Source organism: Algoriphagus vanfongensis DSM 17529 (genome assembly GCF_000429465.1).
Taxonomy (GTDB): Bacteria; Bacteroidota; Bacteroidia; order Cytophagales; family Cyclobacteriaceae; genus Algoriphagus; species Algoriphagus vanfongensis.
In genome coordinates this window covers 252,675-271,289 of sequence record NZ_AUBX01000009.1, presented here as the reverse complement: position 1 = coordinate 271,289, position 18,615 = coordinate 252,675, and the positions used below count along the sequence as shown (strand labels likewise).

Here is an 18,615-nt window from a genome sequence, read left to right as displayed (position 1 = left end):
TCTTTGCAATTCAGCGATTATAAAAACATTTCTTTTGCCTTGGCAACCACATTATCTAAGCCAGCAAGATTCTTTCCACCTGCGGTAGCAAAGAAAGGTTGACCACCTCCTCCACCTTGGATTTCTTTGGCCAAATCTCTCACAATCTGACCGGCGTTTAAGTTTTTGGACTGAACCAAACCCTCATCCAAAATCACAGCAATCTGTGGCTTTCCATCAATCTCTGCCGCCAAAATAGCAAAAGCCGAATCCACCTCATTTTTCAATTCATAAGCCAACTTCTTCAAAGAGTCAGCATTTGGCAAAGTAACTTTCGCAATCAACGTATTCACTCCTTCGCCAGAAACAAACTGGTTCAAAAGCTCAGTTTTCACTCCGGCGGCTTTCTCAAGATGAAGTCCCTCGATTTCTTTCTTCAGGTCATTTCTTTCCTGAAGCAAGGTTTCTACAGCCTTTTTCAAATCTTTAGGATTCTTCAGCAACTCCTGAATTTCCTTCAAAAGACTTTCTTGCTCTTTCAAATATTTCTCAGCTTCCATCGAAGTGATCGCTTCTATTCTTCTCACACCGGATGCGACAGATCCCTCTGAGGTGATTTTAAATAATCCGATTTGAGCAGTGGAAGGTACGTGTGTACCTCCGCAAAGTTCTACAGAATAGGTTGGGTCAAATGTGATCACGCGCACATAGTCGCCATATTTCTCTCCGAAAAGGGCGGTTGCCCCCATTTTCTTAGCTTCTTCGATCGGCACATTTCTCTTTTCGATCAAAGGAATATTTTCGCGGATTTTTGCATTGACGATATCCTCTACTTTGGAGATTTCCTCCTCAGTCATTTTAGAGAAGTGAGAAAAATCAAATCTCAAGACGTGATCATTCACCAAAGAACCTCTTTGCTGCACATGGTCTCCCAAAACTTCTTTCAAAGCAGATTGTAGCAAGTGAGTAGCCGTGTGATTATTCATGGTCAAGTGTCTTTTCACTTGATCCACTTCAGCAGAGAATCTCGCTTCAGGATTAGCAGGTAGCTTTTCCACAAAATGCACAATCAGATCGTTCTCCTTTTTGGTATCAATCACACTGATTTTCTCAGAATCAGAAACCAAAAATCCGGTATCCCCTACCTGTCCACCGCTTTCCGCATAGAACGGGGTCTTGTCCAATACCAACTGGAACTTATCACCTTTTTTATCCTTAACCACGCGGTACTTGATGATATGAGAATAGGACTCCAAGAAATCGTAACCAATAAACTCCACTCCCTCATCTTCATGGACCAAAACCCAGTCGCCAGTTTCTGACTCAGAAGCAGCTCTAGATCTGGATTTTTGCTTTTCCATTTCCTCAGCAAAGCTTTTTTCATCCAGAGACAATCCGTTTTCTCGGGCAATCAAGGATGTCAAATCCAAAGGAAAACCATAGGTATCATATAGATCGAAGGCTGTTTTGCCGGAGATGACGGTTTCATTCTTCGATTTCAACTCCTCCTTGATTTGATCCAGCATTTTCAGACCATTGTCCAAAGTTCTTAAGAAAGAGGCTTCTTCTTCCTGGATTACTTTGGCGATAAAGTCTTGTTGCTGCTGAACCTCAGGAAAAATCTCGCCGAAGTTTTCTGAAATCAAAGGACTTAACTCATATAGGAATGGTTCGGTAAACCCCAAGAAGGTATAACCATAGCGTACGGCTCTTCTGAGGATTCTGCGAATCACATAGCCCGCTTTATTGTTGGATGGCAATTGACCATCTGCAATCGTAAAGGAAATAGCACGGATATGATCGACAATCACTCGAAAAGCGATGTCCGTTTCTTCTGATTTGCCATAGCTTTTACCTGACTTTCCTTCCAAATACTGGATGAAAGGCTGGAACAAATCTGTATCGTAATTGGAATACTTATGCTGAATAGCACGAACCAATCGCTCAAAGCCCATTCCTGTATCCACGTGCTTCGCAGGAAGTTCTTTCAGGCTTCCATCCGCCAAGCGATTGAATTGCATAAATACAAGGTTCCAAATCTCAATCACCTGAGGATGGTCCATATTTACCAAATCCTTCCCAGCTATAGAGCTTCTTTCTTCCGCTGAACGCAAATCAATATGAATCTCAGAACAAGGTCCACAAGGTCCTGTATCCCCCATTTCCCAGAAGTTGTCCTTTTTGGATCCCATGATAATGCGATCTTCGGGAACGATGGCTTTCCAAAAATCATAGGCTTCTTGATCAAGACCTAGATTATCTCCTTTGTCTCCTTCAAAAACTGATACATACAATCTGTCTTTGTCCAGTTTGTAAACCTCAGTCAAAAGCTCCCAGGCCCATGCGATCGCTTCTTTTTTGAAGTAGTCGCCAAAAGACCAGTTCCCAAGCATCTCAAACATGGTATGATGGTAGGTATCTACCCCTACTTCTTCCAGATCATTGTGTTTTCCACTGACGCGAAGACATTTCTGAGAATTGGCTACTCGAGAAAACTTAGCCACCTCATTGCCCAAAAAGGCATCTTTGAATTGGTTCATCCCTGCGTTGGTAAACATCAAGGTCGGGTCATTTTTGACCACTATGGGAGATGAAGGAACGAATTGGTGTTGCTTGGATTGGAAAAACTCAATAAAAGTGCTCCGGATTTTCTTTGCTTCCATGTAGGGTAAACTGCGCTTTATGTATTCGATTGGTCGATTTTGGCTATTTAAATCAGCCTTTTTTATCGGGTGACAAAATTAGCAGATTTGGCGGCAAAAAGGCATGATTTCAAGGATTTTCTAGCTTACCAGAGCGCATAGGGATTCAAATATGCCAATAAGAAATAGTTTGCCTGATTCCTCTCCTTTCTGCCTGAGCTATTTTTGAGGAATAGGCCTTTTGTGTCTTTCGATTGGCAAATCTTTCTTACTTTTCTAAAAATTTTAGAAAACTTTTAATGACCACAACCTATGTCATATTTATCCCAAATTACCTCACCCACTTTATTAATTGATGAAAAAATCTGCCGTGCCAATATCAAACGAATGAGTGATAAGGCTGCCAGGCATGATATGAAGCTAGTTCCGCATTGGAAAACTGCCCAATCCCGCATCATCGGCACGTGGGCCAAGGAATATGGAATCAAAGAAGTAACTGCATCTTCCATCAAGATGGCTGAATATCTTTGCGGACAAGGCTGGGACAATATTCATATTGCCTTTCCATTCAATACTCTCGAAATTGCCAAACTGAATGAATTAGCCAAGGAACAGTCTTTCTCTGTGCAGGTAGTCAATCCCGTGACTGCTCAAAAACTGGTAGATGGGTTGACGGAGAAAGTTGGATTTTTTATTGAAATCGATGCCGGTTACGGCCGTACGGGAGTTCATGTGTCTGATTTTGGTTTGATAGAGGAAATCCTGTTAACTGCCAAAAAATCGGAAAACTTGTATTTTAAGGGATTCTATCTGCATGCGGGTCATTCCTATTACATGCCTGATATTCCTGCCCTCTATGAACAAACAAGAGATGCATTGGGTATGCTGAAAGCGAAATATCAATCAGAATACCCGGAACTGGTGACCAGAACTGGTGATACTCCTGGCTGTGCCGTGATGGAGGATTTCGGAGATATTGATGAAATGGGACCTGGGAATTTCGTTTTCTTCGACCTGATGCAGGCGAACCTAGGAGGATGTGAGAAATCAGAAATCGCGGTCGCACTTGCTGTTCCTGTAGTCGATATCAACAGAGATCGAGGAGAAATCTTGGTTCATGGAGGAGGCGTTCATCTAGCGAAGGATGTCTTGGTAGGTGAAAACGGAACCAAAAACTTTGGCGAAATCGTCTACTTGAATGATCATGGCTGGACAATCCCAGAGAATGAAGATAAATCCTACCTAAAAAGTATTTCCCAAGAGCACGGAATTATTAAAGCCTCTAAATCACTTTTGAACTCAGTTCAGATAGGTGATCTATTGGGGGTTCTTCCAGTTCATTCTTGCATGACAGCAGATGCCATGGGAGCTTATTTGAGCACAGATGGCACGTGGATTGACCATGCTGAAGGCTGCCATTGATCGGTGAAAAAATATCTAACACCACCTTGAATGGCTTCGCTCAAGGAATAAATCCCCTAAAAAGCAAAAAGGAGTGAGATTGAATCCCACTCCTTTTTCTTTATACTCAAATCAATAATTACTTTTTATAACCCAAAGTTTTCAGCATGCTTTCTTCGGTTTGGTCCTCAGCAAAAAGCCAATGCTTTATGCTTCCATCTGGATTTCTATCAATCAAAACATGCTTCGGAGCTGGAATCAAGCAGTGCTGAATTCCTCCATATCCACCCAAGGATTCTTGGTAAGCACCAGTATGGAAGAAACCGATGTACTGCTTTTTTTCTTTCTCAGCTTTTGGTAGATAGATATTAAACTGGTGAGCTTCTGAATTGTAATAATCCATGCTATCACAGGTCAATCCACCCAGATTGATATTGTGGTATTCCTCATCCCAGTGGTTGACTGCCAGCATGATATATTTCTGATTCAAGCCCCAACTATCCGGTAGCTGGGTGATGAAGGATCCATCGATCATATACCAGAGCTCCTTATCGTTCTGTAGTTTTTCATCCAAAATAGAATAAAGTACTGCACCACTCTCTCCTACCGTATAGCTTCCGAACTCTGTGAAAATATTCGGCTCGGTTGTATTGTTCTTGGCGCACATCCACTTGATATTCTTCACAATTTGATCGGCCATGTATTGGTAATCATAATCGAAGAACACGTTAGTCTTGATCGGCCATCCGCCACCGATATCCATCGTATCAAGTGTAGGAGCAATCTTTTTCAGATCTACATATTTCTGGATAAATCGAGTCAACTCAGACCAATAATATGCTGTATCACGAATCCCGGAATTGATGAAGAAATGAAGCATCTTCAGACTCACATTCGGATTGTTTTTGATTTTCTCTTCGTAAAGCTTCAAGATGTCATTGTATCTCACACCCAGTCTTGAAGTATAAAAACCAAACTTTGGCTCTTCATCGGCTGCGATCCTGATTCCTACCTGAAACGGAACTTTGACGTGCTCTAGGTAATAGTCGATTTCACTCAAATTATCCAATATCGGAATACAGTTTTTGAAACCGTCATTGAGGAGTTCACTGATGTATTGCTTGTACAAATCCCTCTTGAAGCCGTTACAGACGATATAAGTATCCTTCGTGATTTTGCCATCTGCATAGAGACTACGAACTAGCGGAATATCAAAAGTCGAAGAGGTCTCGATATGAATGTCATTTTTCAAAGCCTCGTTTAGCACAAAACTGAAGTGGGAGGATTTGGTACAATAGCAATAGGTGTACTTGCCCTTGTAGTCATGAGTCTGCATCGCATTGGCAAAGTAAGTCTTTGCGTTTTGGATACTTTCAGAAATCTTCGGCAAGTAAGTCAGCTTCAAAGGAGTGCCATAGGTCTCGATGATTTCCATCAAGTTGACACCATTGAAAAATAGCTCGTTGTTCTCCACACGAAACTCTTTGGTCGGAAAATCAAAGGTCTGCTGGATCAAATCAATATATCGATTCATATGTCGATTCGGTTTTAAAGTGAGTTGAAAGTACCTGCAAAAATTGAATAATAATGGCGAATATCAAATGAAAAAGGGACAAAACGCACTGGCTTTGTCCCTTTCCTATGCATGAGATCTTTCAGAAACTAATCTTGCTGTTTGATACCCAAGGAGGCATTCAACAAGGCTTGCTCCTTTTGAAACCTCTTCTTATTGACAATCAGCTGACTGAGCACACTTTTAAAATGCAACTCCCGAATCAGCAACTCGTGGATTGCGTTCAGCTTGTTTTCAACTGACTTTACTTCAGATTTTGGGAAAATGAAATAGGCAGTTTTTGTCTCTGGAGAAAATGTCACTTCCAACCAGTTTGAAGTACCCAAGCCTAGCAAAGACTTGAACAATGGCATCATAAAACCAAAAGAATCCTCAAAGCGACATATTCCCTGCATGTACTCTCCGGACCTTTGGAAGTAAAACTTCAAGACCTGCTGTGAAGCTGAATTGGTAGAAATTTGCGGGGAAGACTGGGTCGTCCATACCCCAAATGTCGAAGCTTGCGTAAGGGAATTAACTGCGCTCATTTGTATTTGGTTTTTAATTGATGAGTTCAAAGGTAGGTCAAATATTTATATTTCCTATTATCCCTATAAATTTTATAGGGTTTAAAGAAAATTTTAGAGTCAATCCTTTTGGTTAGTTTTGTCTATAAACCCGATCACGCTTTTAGAAAAATCTATGAGAAATATCAAACTAGTGGAAGTCCGATCAGAAATTGCCGCAGGTACCCGAGGAGCCAGTCTGGGCATTGATGCACTTAAAATTGCTTCGCTGGACAAGAAATCAGATTTCTTCACCCAATTTGATCCCATTCATGTAGCTGATGCGAATAACTACCTGTGGAAAGGCAATAAATTTCCGCATGCTAAATATGTTGACGGAGTCTATCAAGTACTGAAAAACGTTTACAGCTCGATAGAGTCCCTTCGTTTGGAAAAGAAATTTCCAATTGTGCTGGCCGGAGATCACAGCACTGCCGCTGGCACTATCATGGGAATCAAAGCTGCCAACCCTGAGCTGAGACTTGGGGTAGTTTGGATAGACGCCCATGCAGACCTACATACTCCCTACACCACTCCTTCCGGCAATATGCACGGCATGCCCTTGGCCATGGTGAGCCAACTAGACAATCTGGATTGCCAACAAAATACACCGGACGAAGAGACATTATTGTATTGGGAAAGAATTAAAAAAATCGGTGGAGATCAACCGAAAATCGATCCTAAAGACATCGTATTTATATCGGTAAGAGATACTGAAAAACCTGAGGATTATCTTATTGAGAAATACGGGATTACCAATTTCAAAACTGATCAAGTCAGAAAAGACGGTATCGCGTCCATCGCTCAACAAACTTTGGAGATTCTAAAAGATTGCGATCAGATCTATATATCGTTTGATGTAGATAGTTTGGATAGCTCCATATCAGTAGGTACAGGCACTCCTGTTCCAGACGGTTTGACGGTAGAAGAGGCGATTCAGCTCAATGCGGAATTGATTAAAGACAAGCGAGTTTGCTGCTGGGAGATCGTAGAGGTCAACCCTACTCTAGACACAGAGAACACCATGGCTGAAAACGCCTTTGAAGTACTCGAAGTGACTACCAAATCCCTAGTAGACAACTTCTAATTTTAGGCCACAAAGTACGCAAAGAGTCACGCAAAGGACCGAAGTATTATGGGAAAGTTTTCTTCACTTACGGACGATGAACTCACGAACCGAGTGATCGGGATTGCCCTTGATCTTCACTCTCAATTGGGCCCATGTCTATTAGAAAATGCCTACAAAAAGGCCTTTTCATTAAAATTAATAAAAGAAGGGTTCGACATTGAAGTAGAAAAAGTTATGCCTCTTTTTATTGATGGAATCAAGGTTGAAGTAGCTTACAAAATTGACATTCTTGTCGAAAATAAATTGGTTTTGGAATTGAAATCTGTAGAAAAAATCACTGATGTTCATCTCGCTCAAACAATCAACTATTTATCTTTGGGGAATTTTAGATTGGGCTTAATTTTAAACTTTAATGTAACTCGTCTTAAATTTGGGATTCAAAGAGTGATCAATAAACATTTTCGTGAAAGTTAAATTTCTTGCTCTTTGCGTCTTCCTTTGTGCCCTTTGTGGCTATAAACACAAACAATGAATATCCAAGAAAACATCATCCAAGGCATCCAACTGGCCTTTCAGAATATCTATAATCACGATCTTTCCTTAGATCAAATCAGTCTTGCCCCCACTAGAAAGGAATTTGAAGGAACCTACACTTTTGTAGTTTTTCCTTTTCTGAAAGTTTCCAGAACCACTCCTGAAGCCACTGCCAATCAAATCGGCGAATACCTCAAAGACTCAGTCTCAGAAGTGGCTGACTTCAATGTGGTCAAAGGATTTTTGAATCTTGTGTTGAATGAAAACTCCTGGCTGGATGTCTTTTCGAAGATTTATGCAAACCCAAATTTGGGACAGCTGCCTGCAAATGGTCAAAAGGTCATGGTGGAATATTCTTCTCCAAATACCAATAAACCTTTGCACCTTGGTCACCTTAGAAACAACTTCTTGGGCTATTCGGTAGCAGAAATCTTGAAGGCTAATGGCTACACTGTCACCAAAGCCAACTTGGTCAATGATCGTGGAATTCACATTTGTAAATCCATGGTGGCTTATCAGCACTTTGCCAACGGTGAAACTCCTGAAACTTCTGGTTTGAAAGGAGATCATTTGGCGGGGAAATATTATGTGCTTTTTGATCAAGAATACAAAAAGCAAATCAAGGAATTGATGGCTGAGGGCCAAACTGAGGAAGAAGCCAAGAAAAACGCCCCTATCCTACTGGAAGCACAGGAAATGCTCCGAAAATGGGAGGCTAATGATGAAGCCGTTGTGACTCTTTGGAAGCAGATGAACGGATGGGTTTACGAAGGTTTCGATGCGAGTTACAAGCGTATGGGAGTTGACTTTGACAAAACCTATTATGAATCAAATACCTACTTATTAGGAAAAGACATCGTAGAAGAAGGTCTGAAAAAGGAGGTTTTCTTCAAAAAAGAAAACGGCTCTGTGTGGGTAGATCTCACAGCCGAGGGTTTGGATGAAAAATTGGTACTTCGTGGGGATGGGACCTCTGTGTATATCACGCAGGACATGGGAACTGCCGATTTGAAATACGATGATTTCAAAATCGACAAATCCGTATATGTAGTTGGAAATGAGCAAGATTATCACTTCGACGTCTTGTTTAAGATCATGCAAAAACTAGGTCGTCCTTATGGACCGGGTTTGTACCACCTATCCTACGGAATGGTTGATTTGCCTACTGGTAAAATGAAATCTCGTGAGGGAACCGTTGTCGATGCAGATGACTTGATGCAAGAAATGGTGGACACCGCAGCTGCCCACACCAAAGAATTGGGCAAGATCGAAGGATTCACACCTGAGCAAGCCACAGAGTTGTATGAGATGTTGGGCTTGGGTGCCTTGAAATACTTCCTATTGAAAGTAGATCCTAAAAAGAGAATGCTTTTCAATCCTCAGGAATCCATCGAATTCCAGGGAAATACAGGTCCATTTATCCAATATTCTCATGCTAGGATTGCTTCTATTTTGAGAAAAGCCGATCAACTGGGCGTGGATTATTCAAATTTTGATGGCAAAGGAATCGAGAAAGTAGAAGAATCAGAGTCCGCGTTGATTTTCTTACTCAATGATTTTGAAAAGAAAATCAAACAAGCCGGCGACGACTATTCTCCTTCTATTTTGGCACAGTATCTCTTCGATTTGGCCAAGGAATACAATCGTTTCTATGCAGATTTGCCTATCTTCAATGAAAATGATCCTGCTATTCTAGCCTTCCGTGTGGCACTTTCGGCATTGACCGCCAAAACAATCCGGAAAGGAATGAGTTTGCTGGGTATCGCAGTGCCAGAACGAATGTAATCATGAAAAATTTCACCCGTTTATTTCTTCTGTTAATCACTTTTGCCTGCGGCAAAACTTTGGAAAGACCCGAGCATTTGCAGGCAGGTATGATCTCATTTAATTCAGACAAAATGGAAAGCAGCTTTTATGACTTCAAAATGAAGGATTTGGATGGAAATGAAATAGATTTCAGTCAATTCAAAGGCAAGAAAGTTCTGTTGGTCAATGTAGCCTCCAAATGCGGCTATACCCCTCAGTACGAAGCCTTGCAGGAATTATATGCGAACTATGGCGATAAACTGGAAATTCTCGCTTTTCCTGCCAATAATTTTGGAGGTCAGGAGCCGGGTTCCAATGAGGAGATCAAAGAATTCTGCACCGCAAATTACGGGGTGACTTTCCCGGTTTTCGAAAAAATCTCAGTGAAAGGATTCGACAAGCATCCTTTGTACAGATGGCTTTCCGATGAAAAACTCAACGGATGGAATAACCAGGAACCAACTTGGAATTTTTGCAAGTATTACATCAATGAAAATGGAGAATTGATGAAGTTCTTCCCTTCTTCTGTCGCTCCTTTGGATGAAGAGATTTTGGAGTTGGTAGGAGCATAAATTAGCTTTTAGTGAAACAAGTAATAGCAACAAAAAAGGAAGCCTGGCTGCACGCAGTCAGGCTTCGTACTTTGCCTTTGGCCTTGGCCAGTATATTTGGAGGATCTTTCCTAGCCGCTTGGATGGGTGATTTCAGATGGGAAATTCTCCTCCTCGCCTCTTTGACCACGATTTTTCTACAGATACTATCCAATCTCTCCAATGACTACGGCGATACCGTCCACGGAGCAGATTCCTCGGAGAGACAAGGTCCAGTGAGAGCTGTCCAATCGGGATTGATTACGCTTCAGGAAATGAAAAAAGGCATGTACCTTTTTGGAGGCTTATCCCTACTATCTGGTTTGTTGTTGCTATTTGTGGCAGTTCAGGACTGGATGCTATTTGGTTTGTTTTTAGCATTGGGATTGGCGGCTATTTGGGCTTCTATTTCCTATACTTCTGGCAAAAATCCCTATGGCTATGCCGGCTTGGGTGACATTTCGGTTTTTATTTTCTTCGGGCTTCTGGGTGTCTTGGGCACCTATTTCTTGCATACTTTGAGCTTTGAGCCCTTAGCTTTAGCTATTGCCGTTGCGTTGGGACTTTTCAGCACGGCCGTTTTGAATATCAATAATATCCGAGATATCGAATCGGACGTAAAAGCAGGTAAAAGATCAATTCCAGTTCGCATAGGCAGAGCAAAGGCTGTCAAGTACAATTGGTTTCTAATTTTAGGAGGAAATGTAATCCTGATTTTATTTGCACTGCTTACCCACAGTTATTTTACTCTCTTAGCTTTGATCCCGGCAGTCTTGATGATCCAGGTCGGCAAAGGCGTCCAGCAGGCAACAAGCTCCCAAGAAACAGACCCTTATCTCAAAAAAATGGCACTGAGCACCCTGCTTTGGGTGATCCTTTTTGGAGTAGGTCTCCTACTTTGAGGAAAAGCTGGTGAAAGTCCTTTTTTGCTCTGATTTTTATGCTAATTTGGCATATAGCAATAAACATTTTTACCATGACAAAAGTATTAGTTCCTTTTGATTTCTCTGATCAGGCACAGCATGCGCTTGACTTCACCCTTGCCTTAGGCGAAAATCTGGACAATCTTGAGGTGGAGGTTTTGCATGTGATGGAAACCCCATCCTTTAGCTCTCTCGGCACAATGGGTGGCGGAGTAGATCTACCCAACTACGAAAACCAGATCTACTTCATCGAGCTCACAGAGCGAAGAAAAAAGCAAATGGCTGACTTGGAAGCAAAATACCAGGAAAAAAGCTTTAAACTTCAAACCAAAATCAAGCTTGGAAATGCGTTCCAAGGCATCTCAGAGTCCATCAATGAGGAAAATCCTGACTTGGTCATCATGGGTTCCAAAGGAGCCACTGGGATCGAAGAAGTGCTGATCGGCTCCAATACCGAGAAAGTCGTTAGAAGTTCCAAATGCCCGGTATTGACAGTCAAAGCGGCAATCAATCCCTCTCACATCGATAAAATCGTCTTCGCTAGCGATTTCAGAGAAGATTCTGAGGAAACAGCCAAAAACATCAAAAGACTCCAAAAGCTTTTCGATGCAGAGCTTTATCTCGTCAATGTCAATACTCCTGGAAGCTTCGAGACTACCAGAGACTCCATTGCTAGAATCAAGCATTTTGTCAAAAAATTTGAATTCGAAAACGTAAAAGCTGAAATCTACAATTCTACGTCTGAAGAAGCGGGAATCATAGAATTTGCAGAGGATATCGATGCAGACCTGATCGCCATGGCTACGCATGGACGCACCGGCTTCCTTCATCTTATCACAGGAAGCATTGCAGAAGATGTGGTCAATCACGCCAAAAGGCTCGTTTGGACTTTTAGGGCGGATTAAAACTCCTTAACTTGCCTGCTTCAACGCAGGCTTTTTTATTGCAAATCATGGGAAGAAAAAACAACGATTGGAAAAAGAGAGATGGGGTCGTTTACTCCACCAGTGATGACTTTGACTATAGCTATGATGGAGACGAGGCTCAAGACACCCTTTCTCCTTCACAGCAAAAACTAAAAGTGATGCTGGACAAAAAAGCTCGAGGAGGAAAGCAAGTTACCTTGGTGGAGGGTTTTGTAGGATCAGAAGATGACCTGAAAGAACTTGGAAAGATGCTCAAAACCAAATGCGGAGTCGGCGGATCAGCGAAAGATGGAGAAATCCTGATTCAGGGAGATCACAGAGACAAGGTCGTTCAAGTATTACAAAGCGCCGGATATCAAGCGAAAAAATCGGGAGGTTGATTTCTCCTAAGAAACACAAAAGGCTGTCAATTTTAGCATTGACAGCCTTTTTTGATTTTAGTTGCCAGGGTCAGGTATTTTAGGAATTCTTCCCGCTTCCAAAATCGGCAGATTCGCTTCCGTAGGGATATAGATGACGGTCTTATCTCCCAGATTCTTTTGCTGCCTCACCCAGAGGTATTGGATGTATTTCTCCGAAATTGATCCATTTTCAATCTTGATGGCTTCAGCAGCACCTTTGGCTCTTTCGATTTCAGCTTGAGCATTGAGTTTTTCAGCCTCCAAATTTGCAGCTGCCTCCTCGATCAGGATTCTTCTATTTTGTTCAGCTTTTGCAAATTCCGCACGACCACTCATCTCTTGTTGCCAGACATTGTAGGTAGGACATCCCCACATACCGAAGGCAATGAATGCAAATAAAATCCAAGAGACGAATGTTCCGGCAAAAACTGCCATTCCATTTGATTTCATATAGTTTGTTGTTGATTGGATTTCAAAATAGAGAATTTCGTAATAGAAATTCACCGAAACTTTATTTTAAAAATTAGAATCTGATCCCATAAATAGCCCCATAACTTTACACCAAGAAAACAAATAAATTATTGCAAAAAGAAGCCAAGACTTGGATGTTTTATCTCACTTGTTAACTTTGCCACAAGAAATGAAAAACAACGCCCTACATAGTATTTTTTCTACAACCGGTCTAATCGGACATGTGTTGCATCATTTCCATCATTCCTCTTGAGAGGAATATTTTTACACACCCATCCGGTGACGCCGATGACAGGGATTCGGCCTTTCACCAACATTTCATTAAGCCTTTCTTATTTCTTAGCGTAACTTGCTATCATGGAAAAAATAATCCGTATCGCCGTGCAGAAAAGCGGCAGACTATCCGATGACTCACTTAGCCTCATCAAAGAATGTGGCATTAAATTTTACAATGGAACGGGGAAACTCAAGTCCACTTCCACCAACTTTCCCATTGAATTTTTATTTCTCCGCGATGATGATATTCCGGGATATGTAGCCGATGGAGTAGCTGATTTGGGAATCGTCGGAGAAAATGAACTGGTCGAAAAAGACAAGAATGTACAAGTCCTCAAAAAGCTCGGTTTTTCTAAATGCCGTCTTTCTCTAGCCATTCCAAAAGGTCAAAACTACCCTGGAATTGACTATTTCGAAGGCAAAAACATAGCGACTTCTTATCCCAAGATTTTGGGCGATTATCTCAAATCGAAAAACATCAATGCCGAGATACATGAAATTTCCGGCTCTGTAGAGATTGCTCCTAGCATAGGTTTGGCAGAAGGAATCTGTGACATTGTCAGCTCAGGATCTACTCTGATGATGAATGGACTTAAGGAAGTAGAAGAGATCTTCAAATCCGAAGCAGTTCTGATATCCAATAAGGAGTTGGAGGACTGGAAGAAAGAGATCGTGGAAAAGCTGCTTTTCAGAATGAATGCAGTTCAGAAGGGAAAAAGTAACAAATACGTTTTGCTCAACGCCCCCAATGACTCCATCGATAAAATCATCAGTCTTATACCAGGGATGCGAAGCCCTACCATTCTTCCGTTGGCCCAGGAAGGCTGGTCATCAGTGCACTCCGTATTGAGCGAGGATCAGTTTTGGGAAAATATAGAAGAACTAAGAGCAGCAGGTGCAGAGGGGATTCTAGTGATCCCGATCGAAAAAATGGTGATTTGATAGAAACACAACGCATAGTATCATGAAAATGCTTGTCAATCCGGAGGATTCCTCCTGGAAAAAAGAGCTGGCCAGACCAGTCTTCAAAACCAAGGCAATCAATAAAATTGTCAAACCTATCCTGAGAAAAATCAAAAAAAATGGAGACAAGGCACTCCTGAAATTTGCACATGAATACGATCATGTAGACTTGGAGTCTCTGCTGGTAGATGAAATCGAAATACAAGCTGCGGCGGCGGCCATTTCTCCGGATTTGAGAGAAGCCATTCAGACCGCCAAACAGAATATAGAAAAATTCCATGCCGCTCAGGCCAATCCTGAGCTCGTCGAGGAGGTGATGCCCGGGGTAGTTTGCCGACGCAAAAGTATGCCCATCCAGAAGGTTGGTCTCTATATTCCAGGGGGCACTGCTCCCCTTTTCAGTACAGTTTTGATGCTGGGCGTACCAGCCAAACTGGCGGGCTGCAAAGAAATCGTTCTTTGTACACCTCCTAATCTGGAAGGAAAGATCCACCCGGCAATCCTCTATACAGCTGAGCTGATCGGAATTCGAAAAATCGTCAAATCAGGCGGTGCTCAGGCAATAGGAGCTCTAACTTTCGGTACGGAATCCGTACCGGCAGTGGACAAGATTTTTGGTCCTGGAAATCAGTTTGTAACGGCAGCCAAGCAGATGGCAACCAAATATGGTGTGGCGATCGACATGCCTGCAGGTCCTTCCGAAGTATTGGTCTATGCGGATGATTCGGCCAATGCTGCCTTTGTCGCCGCAGATCTACTTTCACAAGCAGAGCACGGAGTAGACTCTCAGGTGGTACTGGTGACTCCTACAGAAAAAATTGCCAAAAGGATAAAAAAGGAAGTTGAGAGTCAACTGGAAGAACTTCCTCGTAAAGATATTGCTCAGAAAGCTTTAAAAAATTCGGTGGCTGTAGTCATGGAAAGCCAGGAGAAGGCCATCGATCTTATCAACTTTTACGCCCCAGAGCATCTCATCATTGCAGTAAAAAATGAAGAGGAAGTAGTGGATCAGATCGTCAATGCAGGCTCTGTCTTTATCGGTAATTTCACTCCAGAATCCGCCGGTGATTATGCCTCAGGCACCAATCATACCCTCCCTACTTACGGTTATGCGAGGAACTACAGCGGTGTTTCTCTAGATTCTTTTGTTAAGAAAATCACCTATCAAAAGATCAGTCCTGAAGGCCTCAAAGTTCTGGGTCCTACAGTCGAAATCATGGCTGAAAACGAGCTATTGGAAGCTCATAAAAACGCAGTTTCTATTCGTCTTAATTATTTGAAAAAGAACAAATTATGATTTTTGATCTCAACTCATTATTAAGACCACACATCGCACAGCTTCGGCCCTATACCTCCGCTAGAGATGAGTACACGGGTGCAGAAGGAGTCTTTTTGGATGCCAATGAAAACCCTTATGGTTCTGTGACCGATCAGGATTTCAATCGCTATCCAGACCCCTATCAAAGTGCTTTAAAAGAAAAATTGGCTCCTATCAAACAGGTCAGGCCAACACAGATCTTTTTGGGTAATGGCTCCGATGAAGCGATTGATCTTTTGTACAGAGCATTTTGCAGACCAGGAAAAGACAATGTGATTTTGCTGCCTCCTACCTATGGAATGTATGAGGTAAGTGCATCGATCAATGATGTAGAAATCAGGAAAGTCTCATTGACTGAAGATTTTCAGCTTCAACCCGAACTGATTTTCAAGCAAATAGACGCCAATACCAAAATCATTTTTGTCTGTACTCCCAATAACCCAAGCGGAAACAAGGTCAAAAGAGAGGATGTTTTACTCCTACTGAAACACTTTCCCGGCCTGGTCGTCGTAGACGAAGCATATATTGACTTCAACGATGAGCCGAGTTTTACCTCGCATTTAGACGAATATCCGAACCTGCTTGTGATGCAGACATTCTCTAAAGCTTGGGGCTTAGCATCTCTTCGCTTGGGGATGGCTTTTGCATCTGAGGAATTGATAAAAATCCTGAATAAGATCAAGGCTCCCTATAATATCTCCGGACTGACCCAAGACACCGTACTTCAGGCTTTGGGGAATGTAGAAAAGGTCGAACGGATGATCGTGGATATTTTAAATGAACGGGAGTATCTTCAGGCAGCCTTGGAAAAATTGGATTTCGTTCTAAAAATATATCCAAGCCAAGCCAACTTCCTTCTGGTACAGATTCCGCAGGCATCGCAAGTCTATCAAGATCTGATCGATCAAAAAATCATTGTACGCAATCGCTCCAAGGTGACTCTGTGCGAAAATTGCCTTAGAATTACGGTAGGAAGTAGAGAAGAAAATGAAGCTTTTCTAAAGGCCTTGAAAACCGTAGCAAAACCTATTCAATCATGAAAAAGAAAGTACTATTCATAGATCGTGACGGTACGATCATCAAGGAGCCACCGACAGACTACCAAGTGGACAGCCTTGAAAAACTTGAATTCCTTCCCAAAGCAATTTCGAATCTTCGAAAAATCGCTGAAGAATTGGAGTATGAACTCGTCATGGTGACCAACCAAGATGGATTGGGCACCGATTCTTTTCCAGAAAAAGACTTTTGGCCGGCCCAGTTCAAAATGCTCAAGACTCTGGAGCAGGAAAATGTTTTCTTTGAGGCTATTCATATAGACAAAACCTTCGAACACGAAAAAGCTGATACCCGCAAGCCTGGAACAGGTCTTTTGGAGCAATACTTCACAGAAGCGTATGACCTCGCCAATTCCTTTGTCATTGGAGACCGGTTGACGGATATTCAATTAGCGAAAAATCTAGGAGCTCAAGCTATTTTCATCGGAGATGCGCAGGAAACTGCCAGTCTATCTACTACGGATTGGGATGAGATCTATCACTTCCTGAAAATGCCTCCCAGAAAGGCTGAAGTAAAAAGAACCACCTCTGAGACAGATATCCACATCAAACTAAATCTGGATGGCTCAGGTCAATGTAAGATCAAAACTGGTTTACATTTCTTTGACCATATGCTTGAGCAATTGGGAAAACACGGTTCTACTGATCTGGAAATCACGGTCAATGGAGATCTTCACATAGATGAGCATCATACCATCGAAGACACTGCCCTGGCATTGGGAGAAGCTTATTTGAAAGCATTGGGAGATAAAAAAGGGATTTATCGCTATGGATTCTTACTTCCAATGGATGATGTTTTGGCACAGGCGGCCATCGATTTTGGAGGAAGGCCTTGGCTGATGTGGGAAGCTGATTTCAAACGTGAAAAAGTCGGAGATATGCCTACAGAAATGTTCTATCACTTCTTCAAGTCTTTTTCAGACACAGCCAAGTGCAACTTAAATATCAAAGCTGAAGGTGCCAACGAACATCATAAGATCGAGGCTATTTTCAAAGCTTTGGCTAGAGCTATCAAGATGGCAGTCCAAAGAGATCCTAGAAACATCAACCAACTGCCGAGTACCAAGGGAGTTTTGTAAGCCATACTCTTCTATCATTCAGAGGGTTTAGGAAAATTATTTTAAAGATAAGTTTTCTAAACCCTTTATTTTTTTGTTTATTTAGGTATGCTACGAAAATTAAATAAATCTTTGCTTGTTCTCGTACTTTTTTGGATGAGTTCATGCGCCTCCGATCTTTTTCAGGCCGAAAGTCTTTTTTATGAAAAGCAATACGAAGAAGCGATTTCGGAGCTTAACAAGTATTTGTTTTTGCATGTCACTGATGTGAAAGCTTTGCATCTCAGAGCAAGATCTCATGAAGAGTTGGGGGATATGAAATCTGCAATAGAAGATTATGAAAAAATCCTTTCCATAGACCCCAACTATGCACAAGCCATGGCTGGAATCGGCAAAATATACTTCAATGAGGAAAAGTATAAGGAAGCTGAACTGATTCTCCTTCGTGCTGCCAAAACTGACCCCGAAGACTATGAGATCAATTTTCTAACAGGCAGAGTTTTGTTACAAAATCAAGATTACAAACTAGCCAATAGTTTTTTTGAACATGCCAAGCTTATTAATACGGAGGATCCCGAACTTTATTTTTATCAAGGTATGGCAAGAGCCTATATAGGCGACGCTTACGGATGCGCTGGTTCATTCAATATGTATGTTGGCAAGCAACCAAATAATATGGTAGCTGTATACAACAGAGGCTTTGCGTACATGCATCTGGGATATTTGGAGTGGGCTCTCGAGGATTTTGAAACCGTGCTCAAGAAAAACCCCACGCATCGAGAAGCCTTGGCTAAGAAAGGAATCTGTATGGCCAAACTGGGGGATAATGACGGCTGCAATTACATCCAAAGAGCAGCCTCCATGGGTTCTGACTATGCTCAAAGCAATTTGGATATCTGTTCCTAGACCTTGGATTAGACCTTATCACAACTCAGATGACTGATTCCTTTCCCTAAAAATAGAGTCTGCTGAAACTTAGTCTTTATTCATTTTCATCAATATTACCCTTTTTAAAACATCCTCAATTCAACTGAAATATTCATTTTCCTCCATGCTATTTAGGAATTTTAGCTTGGGCATTCTTC

The 18,615-nt window shown here is 41.8% G+C and carries 17 protein-coding genes; 13 read left to right on the top strand and 4 right to left on the bottom strand.

The genetic code is table 11. The features are described 5' to 3' along the window. Positions 1-17 precede the first annotated feature (17 nt). Complete coding sequence (gene alaS, locus G460_RS0102345) at positions 18-2,642, bottom strand: alanine--tRNA ligase (RefSeq protein ID WP_026953863.1); 2,625 nt, start codon at positions 2,640-2,642, stop codon at positions 18-20. 291 nt (positions 2,643-2,933) lie between these two features. Here alaS and G460_RS0102340 point away from each other — a divergent pair, with 291 nt between their 5' ends. Next, positions 2,934-4,043, top strand: a complete 1,110-nt coding sequence (locus G460_RS0102340; RefSeq protein WP_026953862.1) for an alanine racemase — start codon at positions 2,934-2,936, stop codon at positions 4,041-4,043. Positions 4,044-4,161: 118 nt separating this feature from the next. Here G460_RS0102340 and G460_RS0102335 read toward each other — a convergent pair whose 3' ends face one another. Next, entirely contained in the window at positions 4,162-5,556 is a 1,395-nt protein-coding gene (locus tag G460_RS0102335) for an arginine decarboxylase (RefSeq protein ID WP_026953861.1), read from the bottom strand. A 128-nt stretch (positions 5,557-5,684) separates the two neighbouring features. Next, complete coding sequence (locus G460_RS0102330) at positions 5,685-6,122, bottom strand: hypothetical protein (RefSeq protein ID WP_026953860.1); 438 nt, start codon at positions 6,120-6,122, stop codon at positions 5,685-5,687. Between the two features lie 154 nt (positions 6,123-6,276). On the opposite strand from G460_RS0102330, the gene rocF reads away from it, so the two are divergent. The 7 genes from rocF (at position 6,277) to G460_RS0102295 (ending at position 12,368) form a co-directional block, all read left to right on the top strand. Next, on the top strand, positions 6,277-7,227 hold the full coding sequence (gene rocF, locus G460_RS0102325) for an arginase (protein ID WP_026953859.1): 951 nt from the start codon (positions 6,277-6,279) through the stop codon (positions 7,225-7,227). Between the two features lie 48 nt (positions 7,228-7,275). After that, positions 7,276-7,683 (top strand): GxxExxY protein, encoded by a 408-nt coding sequence (locus G460_RS0102320; protein WP_026953858.1) that lies wholly within the window; start codon positions 7,276-7,278, stop codon positions 7,681-7,683. 54 nt (positions 7,684-7,737) lie between these two features. After that, entirely contained in the window at positions 7,738-9,528 is a 1,791-nt protein-coding gene (gene argS / locus G460_RS0102315) for an arginine--tRNA ligase (RefSeq protein ID WP_026953857.1), read from the top strand. 2 nt (positions 9,529-9,530) lie between these two features. Then, positions 9,531-10,121 (top strand): glutathione peroxidase, encoded by a 591-nt coding sequence (locus tag G460_RS0102310; RefSeq protein WP_026953856.1) that lies wholly within the window; start codon positions 9,531-9,533, stop codon positions 10,119-10,121. A gap of 11 nt (positions 10,122-10,132) precedes the next feature. Further along, the gene (locus tag G460_RS0102305; protein ID WP_026953855.1) at positions 10,133-11,041 is read left to right on the top strand and encodes a 1,4-dihydroxy-2-naphthoate polyprenyltransferase; all 909 of its coding nucleotides are present in this window, start codon (positions 10,133-10,135) and stop codon (positions 11,039-11,041) included. Between the two features lie 74 nt (positions 11,042-11,115). Further along, a complete protein-coding gene (locus tag G460_RS0102300) occupies positions 11,116-11,967 on the top strand; it encodes a universal stress protein (RefSeq protein WP_026953854.1) in 852 nt (283 codons plus the stop codon). Positions 11,968-12,014: 47 nt separating this feature from the next. Next, on the top strand, positions 12,015-12,368 hold the full coding sequence (locus tag G460_RS0102295; RefSeq protein ID WP_026953853.1) for a translation initiation factor: 354 nt from the start codon (positions 12,015-12,017) through the stop codon (positions 12,366-12,368). A gap of 57 nt (positions 12,369-12,425) precedes the next feature. On the opposite strand, the gene G460_RS0102290 is transcribed toward G460_RS0102295, so the two are convergent. Then, entirely contained in the window at positions 12,426-12,839 is a 414-nt protein-coding gene (locus G460_RS0102290; RefSeq protein WP_035463756.1) for a hypothetical protein, read from the bottom strand. A gap of 378 nt (positions 12,840-13,217) precedes the next feature. Here G460_RS0102290 and hisG point away from each other — a divergent pair, with 378 nt between their 5' ends. The 5 genes from hisG to G460_RS0102265 all read left to right on the top strand — a co-directional run bounded on the left by hisG (position 13,218) and on the right by G460_RS0102265 (position 18,436). After that, the gene (hisG, locus tag G460_RS0102285) at positions 13,218-14,078 is read left to right on the top strand and encodes an ATP phosphoribosyltransferase (protein WP_026953851.1); all 861 of its coding nucleotides are present in this window, start codon (positions 13,218-13,220) and stop codon (positions 14,076-14,078) included. A 22-nt stretch (positions 14,079-14,100) separates the two neighbouring features. Next, positions 14,101-15,396 (top strand): histidinol dehydrogenase, encoded by a 1,296-nt coding sequence (gene hisD, locus G460_RS0102280; protein WP_026953850.1) that lies wholly within the window; start codon positions 14,101-14,103, stop codon positions 15,394-15,396. Next, positions 15,393-16,457 (top strand): histidinol-phosphate transaminase, encoded by a 1,065-nt coding sequence (gene hisC, locus G460_RS0102275; RefSeq protein WP_026953849.1) that lies wholly within the window; start codon positions 15,393-15,395, stop codon positions 16,455-16,457. The genes hisD and hisC overlap by 4 nt, the downstream gene beginning before the upstream one ends. Beyond that, on the top strand, positions 16,454-17,551 hold the full coding sequence (gene hisB, locus G460_RS0102270; protein WP_026953848.1) for a bifunctional histidinol-phosphatase/imidazoleglycerol-phosphate dehydratase HisB: 1,098 nt from the start codon (positions 16,454-16,456) through the stop codon (positions 17,549-17,551). Before hisC ends, hisB begins: the two co-directional genes overlap by 4 nt. 135 nt (positions 17,552-17,686) lie before the next feature. Continuing rightward, a complete protein-coding gene (locus G460_RS0102265) occupies positions 17,687-18,436 on the top strand; it encodes a tetratricopeptide repeat protein (protein WP_245578686.1) in 750 nt (249 codons plus the stop codon). Positions 18,437-18,615: the final 179 nt, after the last annotated feature.

Bases quoted from the DNA above. Each gene is read 5' to 3' on its own strand.
- alaS (WP_026953863.1), bottom strand. From the start codon at position 2,642: ATGGAAGCAAAGAAAATCCGGAGCACTTTTATTGAGTTTTTCCAATCC.
- G460_RS0102340 (WP_026953862.1), top strand. From the start codon at position 2,934: ATGTCATATTTATCCCAAATTACCTCACCCACTTTATTAATTGATGAA.
- G460_RS0102335 (WP_026953861.1), bottom strand. From the start codon at position 5,556: ATGAATCGATATATTGATTTGATCCAGCAGACCTTTGATTTTCCGACC.
- G460_RS0102330 (WP_026953860.1), bottom strand. From the start codon at position 6,122: ATGAGCGCAGTTAATTCCCTTACGCAAGCTTCGACATTTGGGGTATGG.
- rocF (WP_026953859.1), top strand. From the start codon at position 6,277: ATGAGAAATATCAAACTAGTGGAAGTCCGATCAGAAATTGCCGCAGGT.
- G460_RS0102320 (WP_026953858.1), top strand. From the start codon at position 7,276: ATGGGAAAGTTTTCTTCACTTACGGACGATGAACTCACGAACCGAGTG.
- argS (WP_026953857.1), top strand. From the start codon at position 7,738: ATGAATATCCAAGAAAACATCATCCAAGGCATCCAACTGGCCTTTCAG.
- G460_RS0102310 (WP_026953856.1), top strand. From the start codon at position 9,531: ATGAAAAATTTCACCCGTTTATTTCTTCTGTTAATCACTTTTGCCTGC.
- G460_RS0102300 (WP_026953854.1), top strand. From the start codon at position 11,116: ATGACAAAAGTATTAGTTCCTTTTGATTTCTCTGATCAGGCACAGCAT.
- G460_RS0102295 (WP_026953853.1), top strand. From the start codon at position 12,015: ATGGGAAGAAAAAACAACGATTGGAAAAAGAGAGATGGGGTCGTTTAC.
- G460_RS0102290 (WP_035463756.1), bottom strand. From the start codon at position 12,839: ATGAAATCAAATGGAATGGCAGTTTTTGCCGGAACATTCGTCTCTTGG.
- hisG (WP_026953851.1), top strand. From the start codon at position 13,218: ATGGAAAAAATAATCCGTATCGCCGTGCAGAAAAGCGGCAGACTATCC.
- hisD (WP_026953850.1), top strand. From the start codon at position 14,101: ATGAAAATGCTTGTCAATCCGGAGGATTCCTCCTGGAAAAAAGAGCTG.
- hisC (WP_026953849.1), top strand. From the start codon at position 15,393: ATGATTTTTGATCTCAACTCATTATTAAGACCACACATCGCACAGCTT.
- hisB (WP_026953848.1), top strand. From the start codon at position 16,454: ATGAAAAAGAAAGTACTATTCATAGATCGTGACGGTACGATCATCAAG.
- G460_RS0102265 (WP_245578686.1), top strand. From the start codon at position 17,687: ATGAGTTCATGCGCCTCCGATCTTTTTCAGGCCGAAAGTCTTTTTTAT.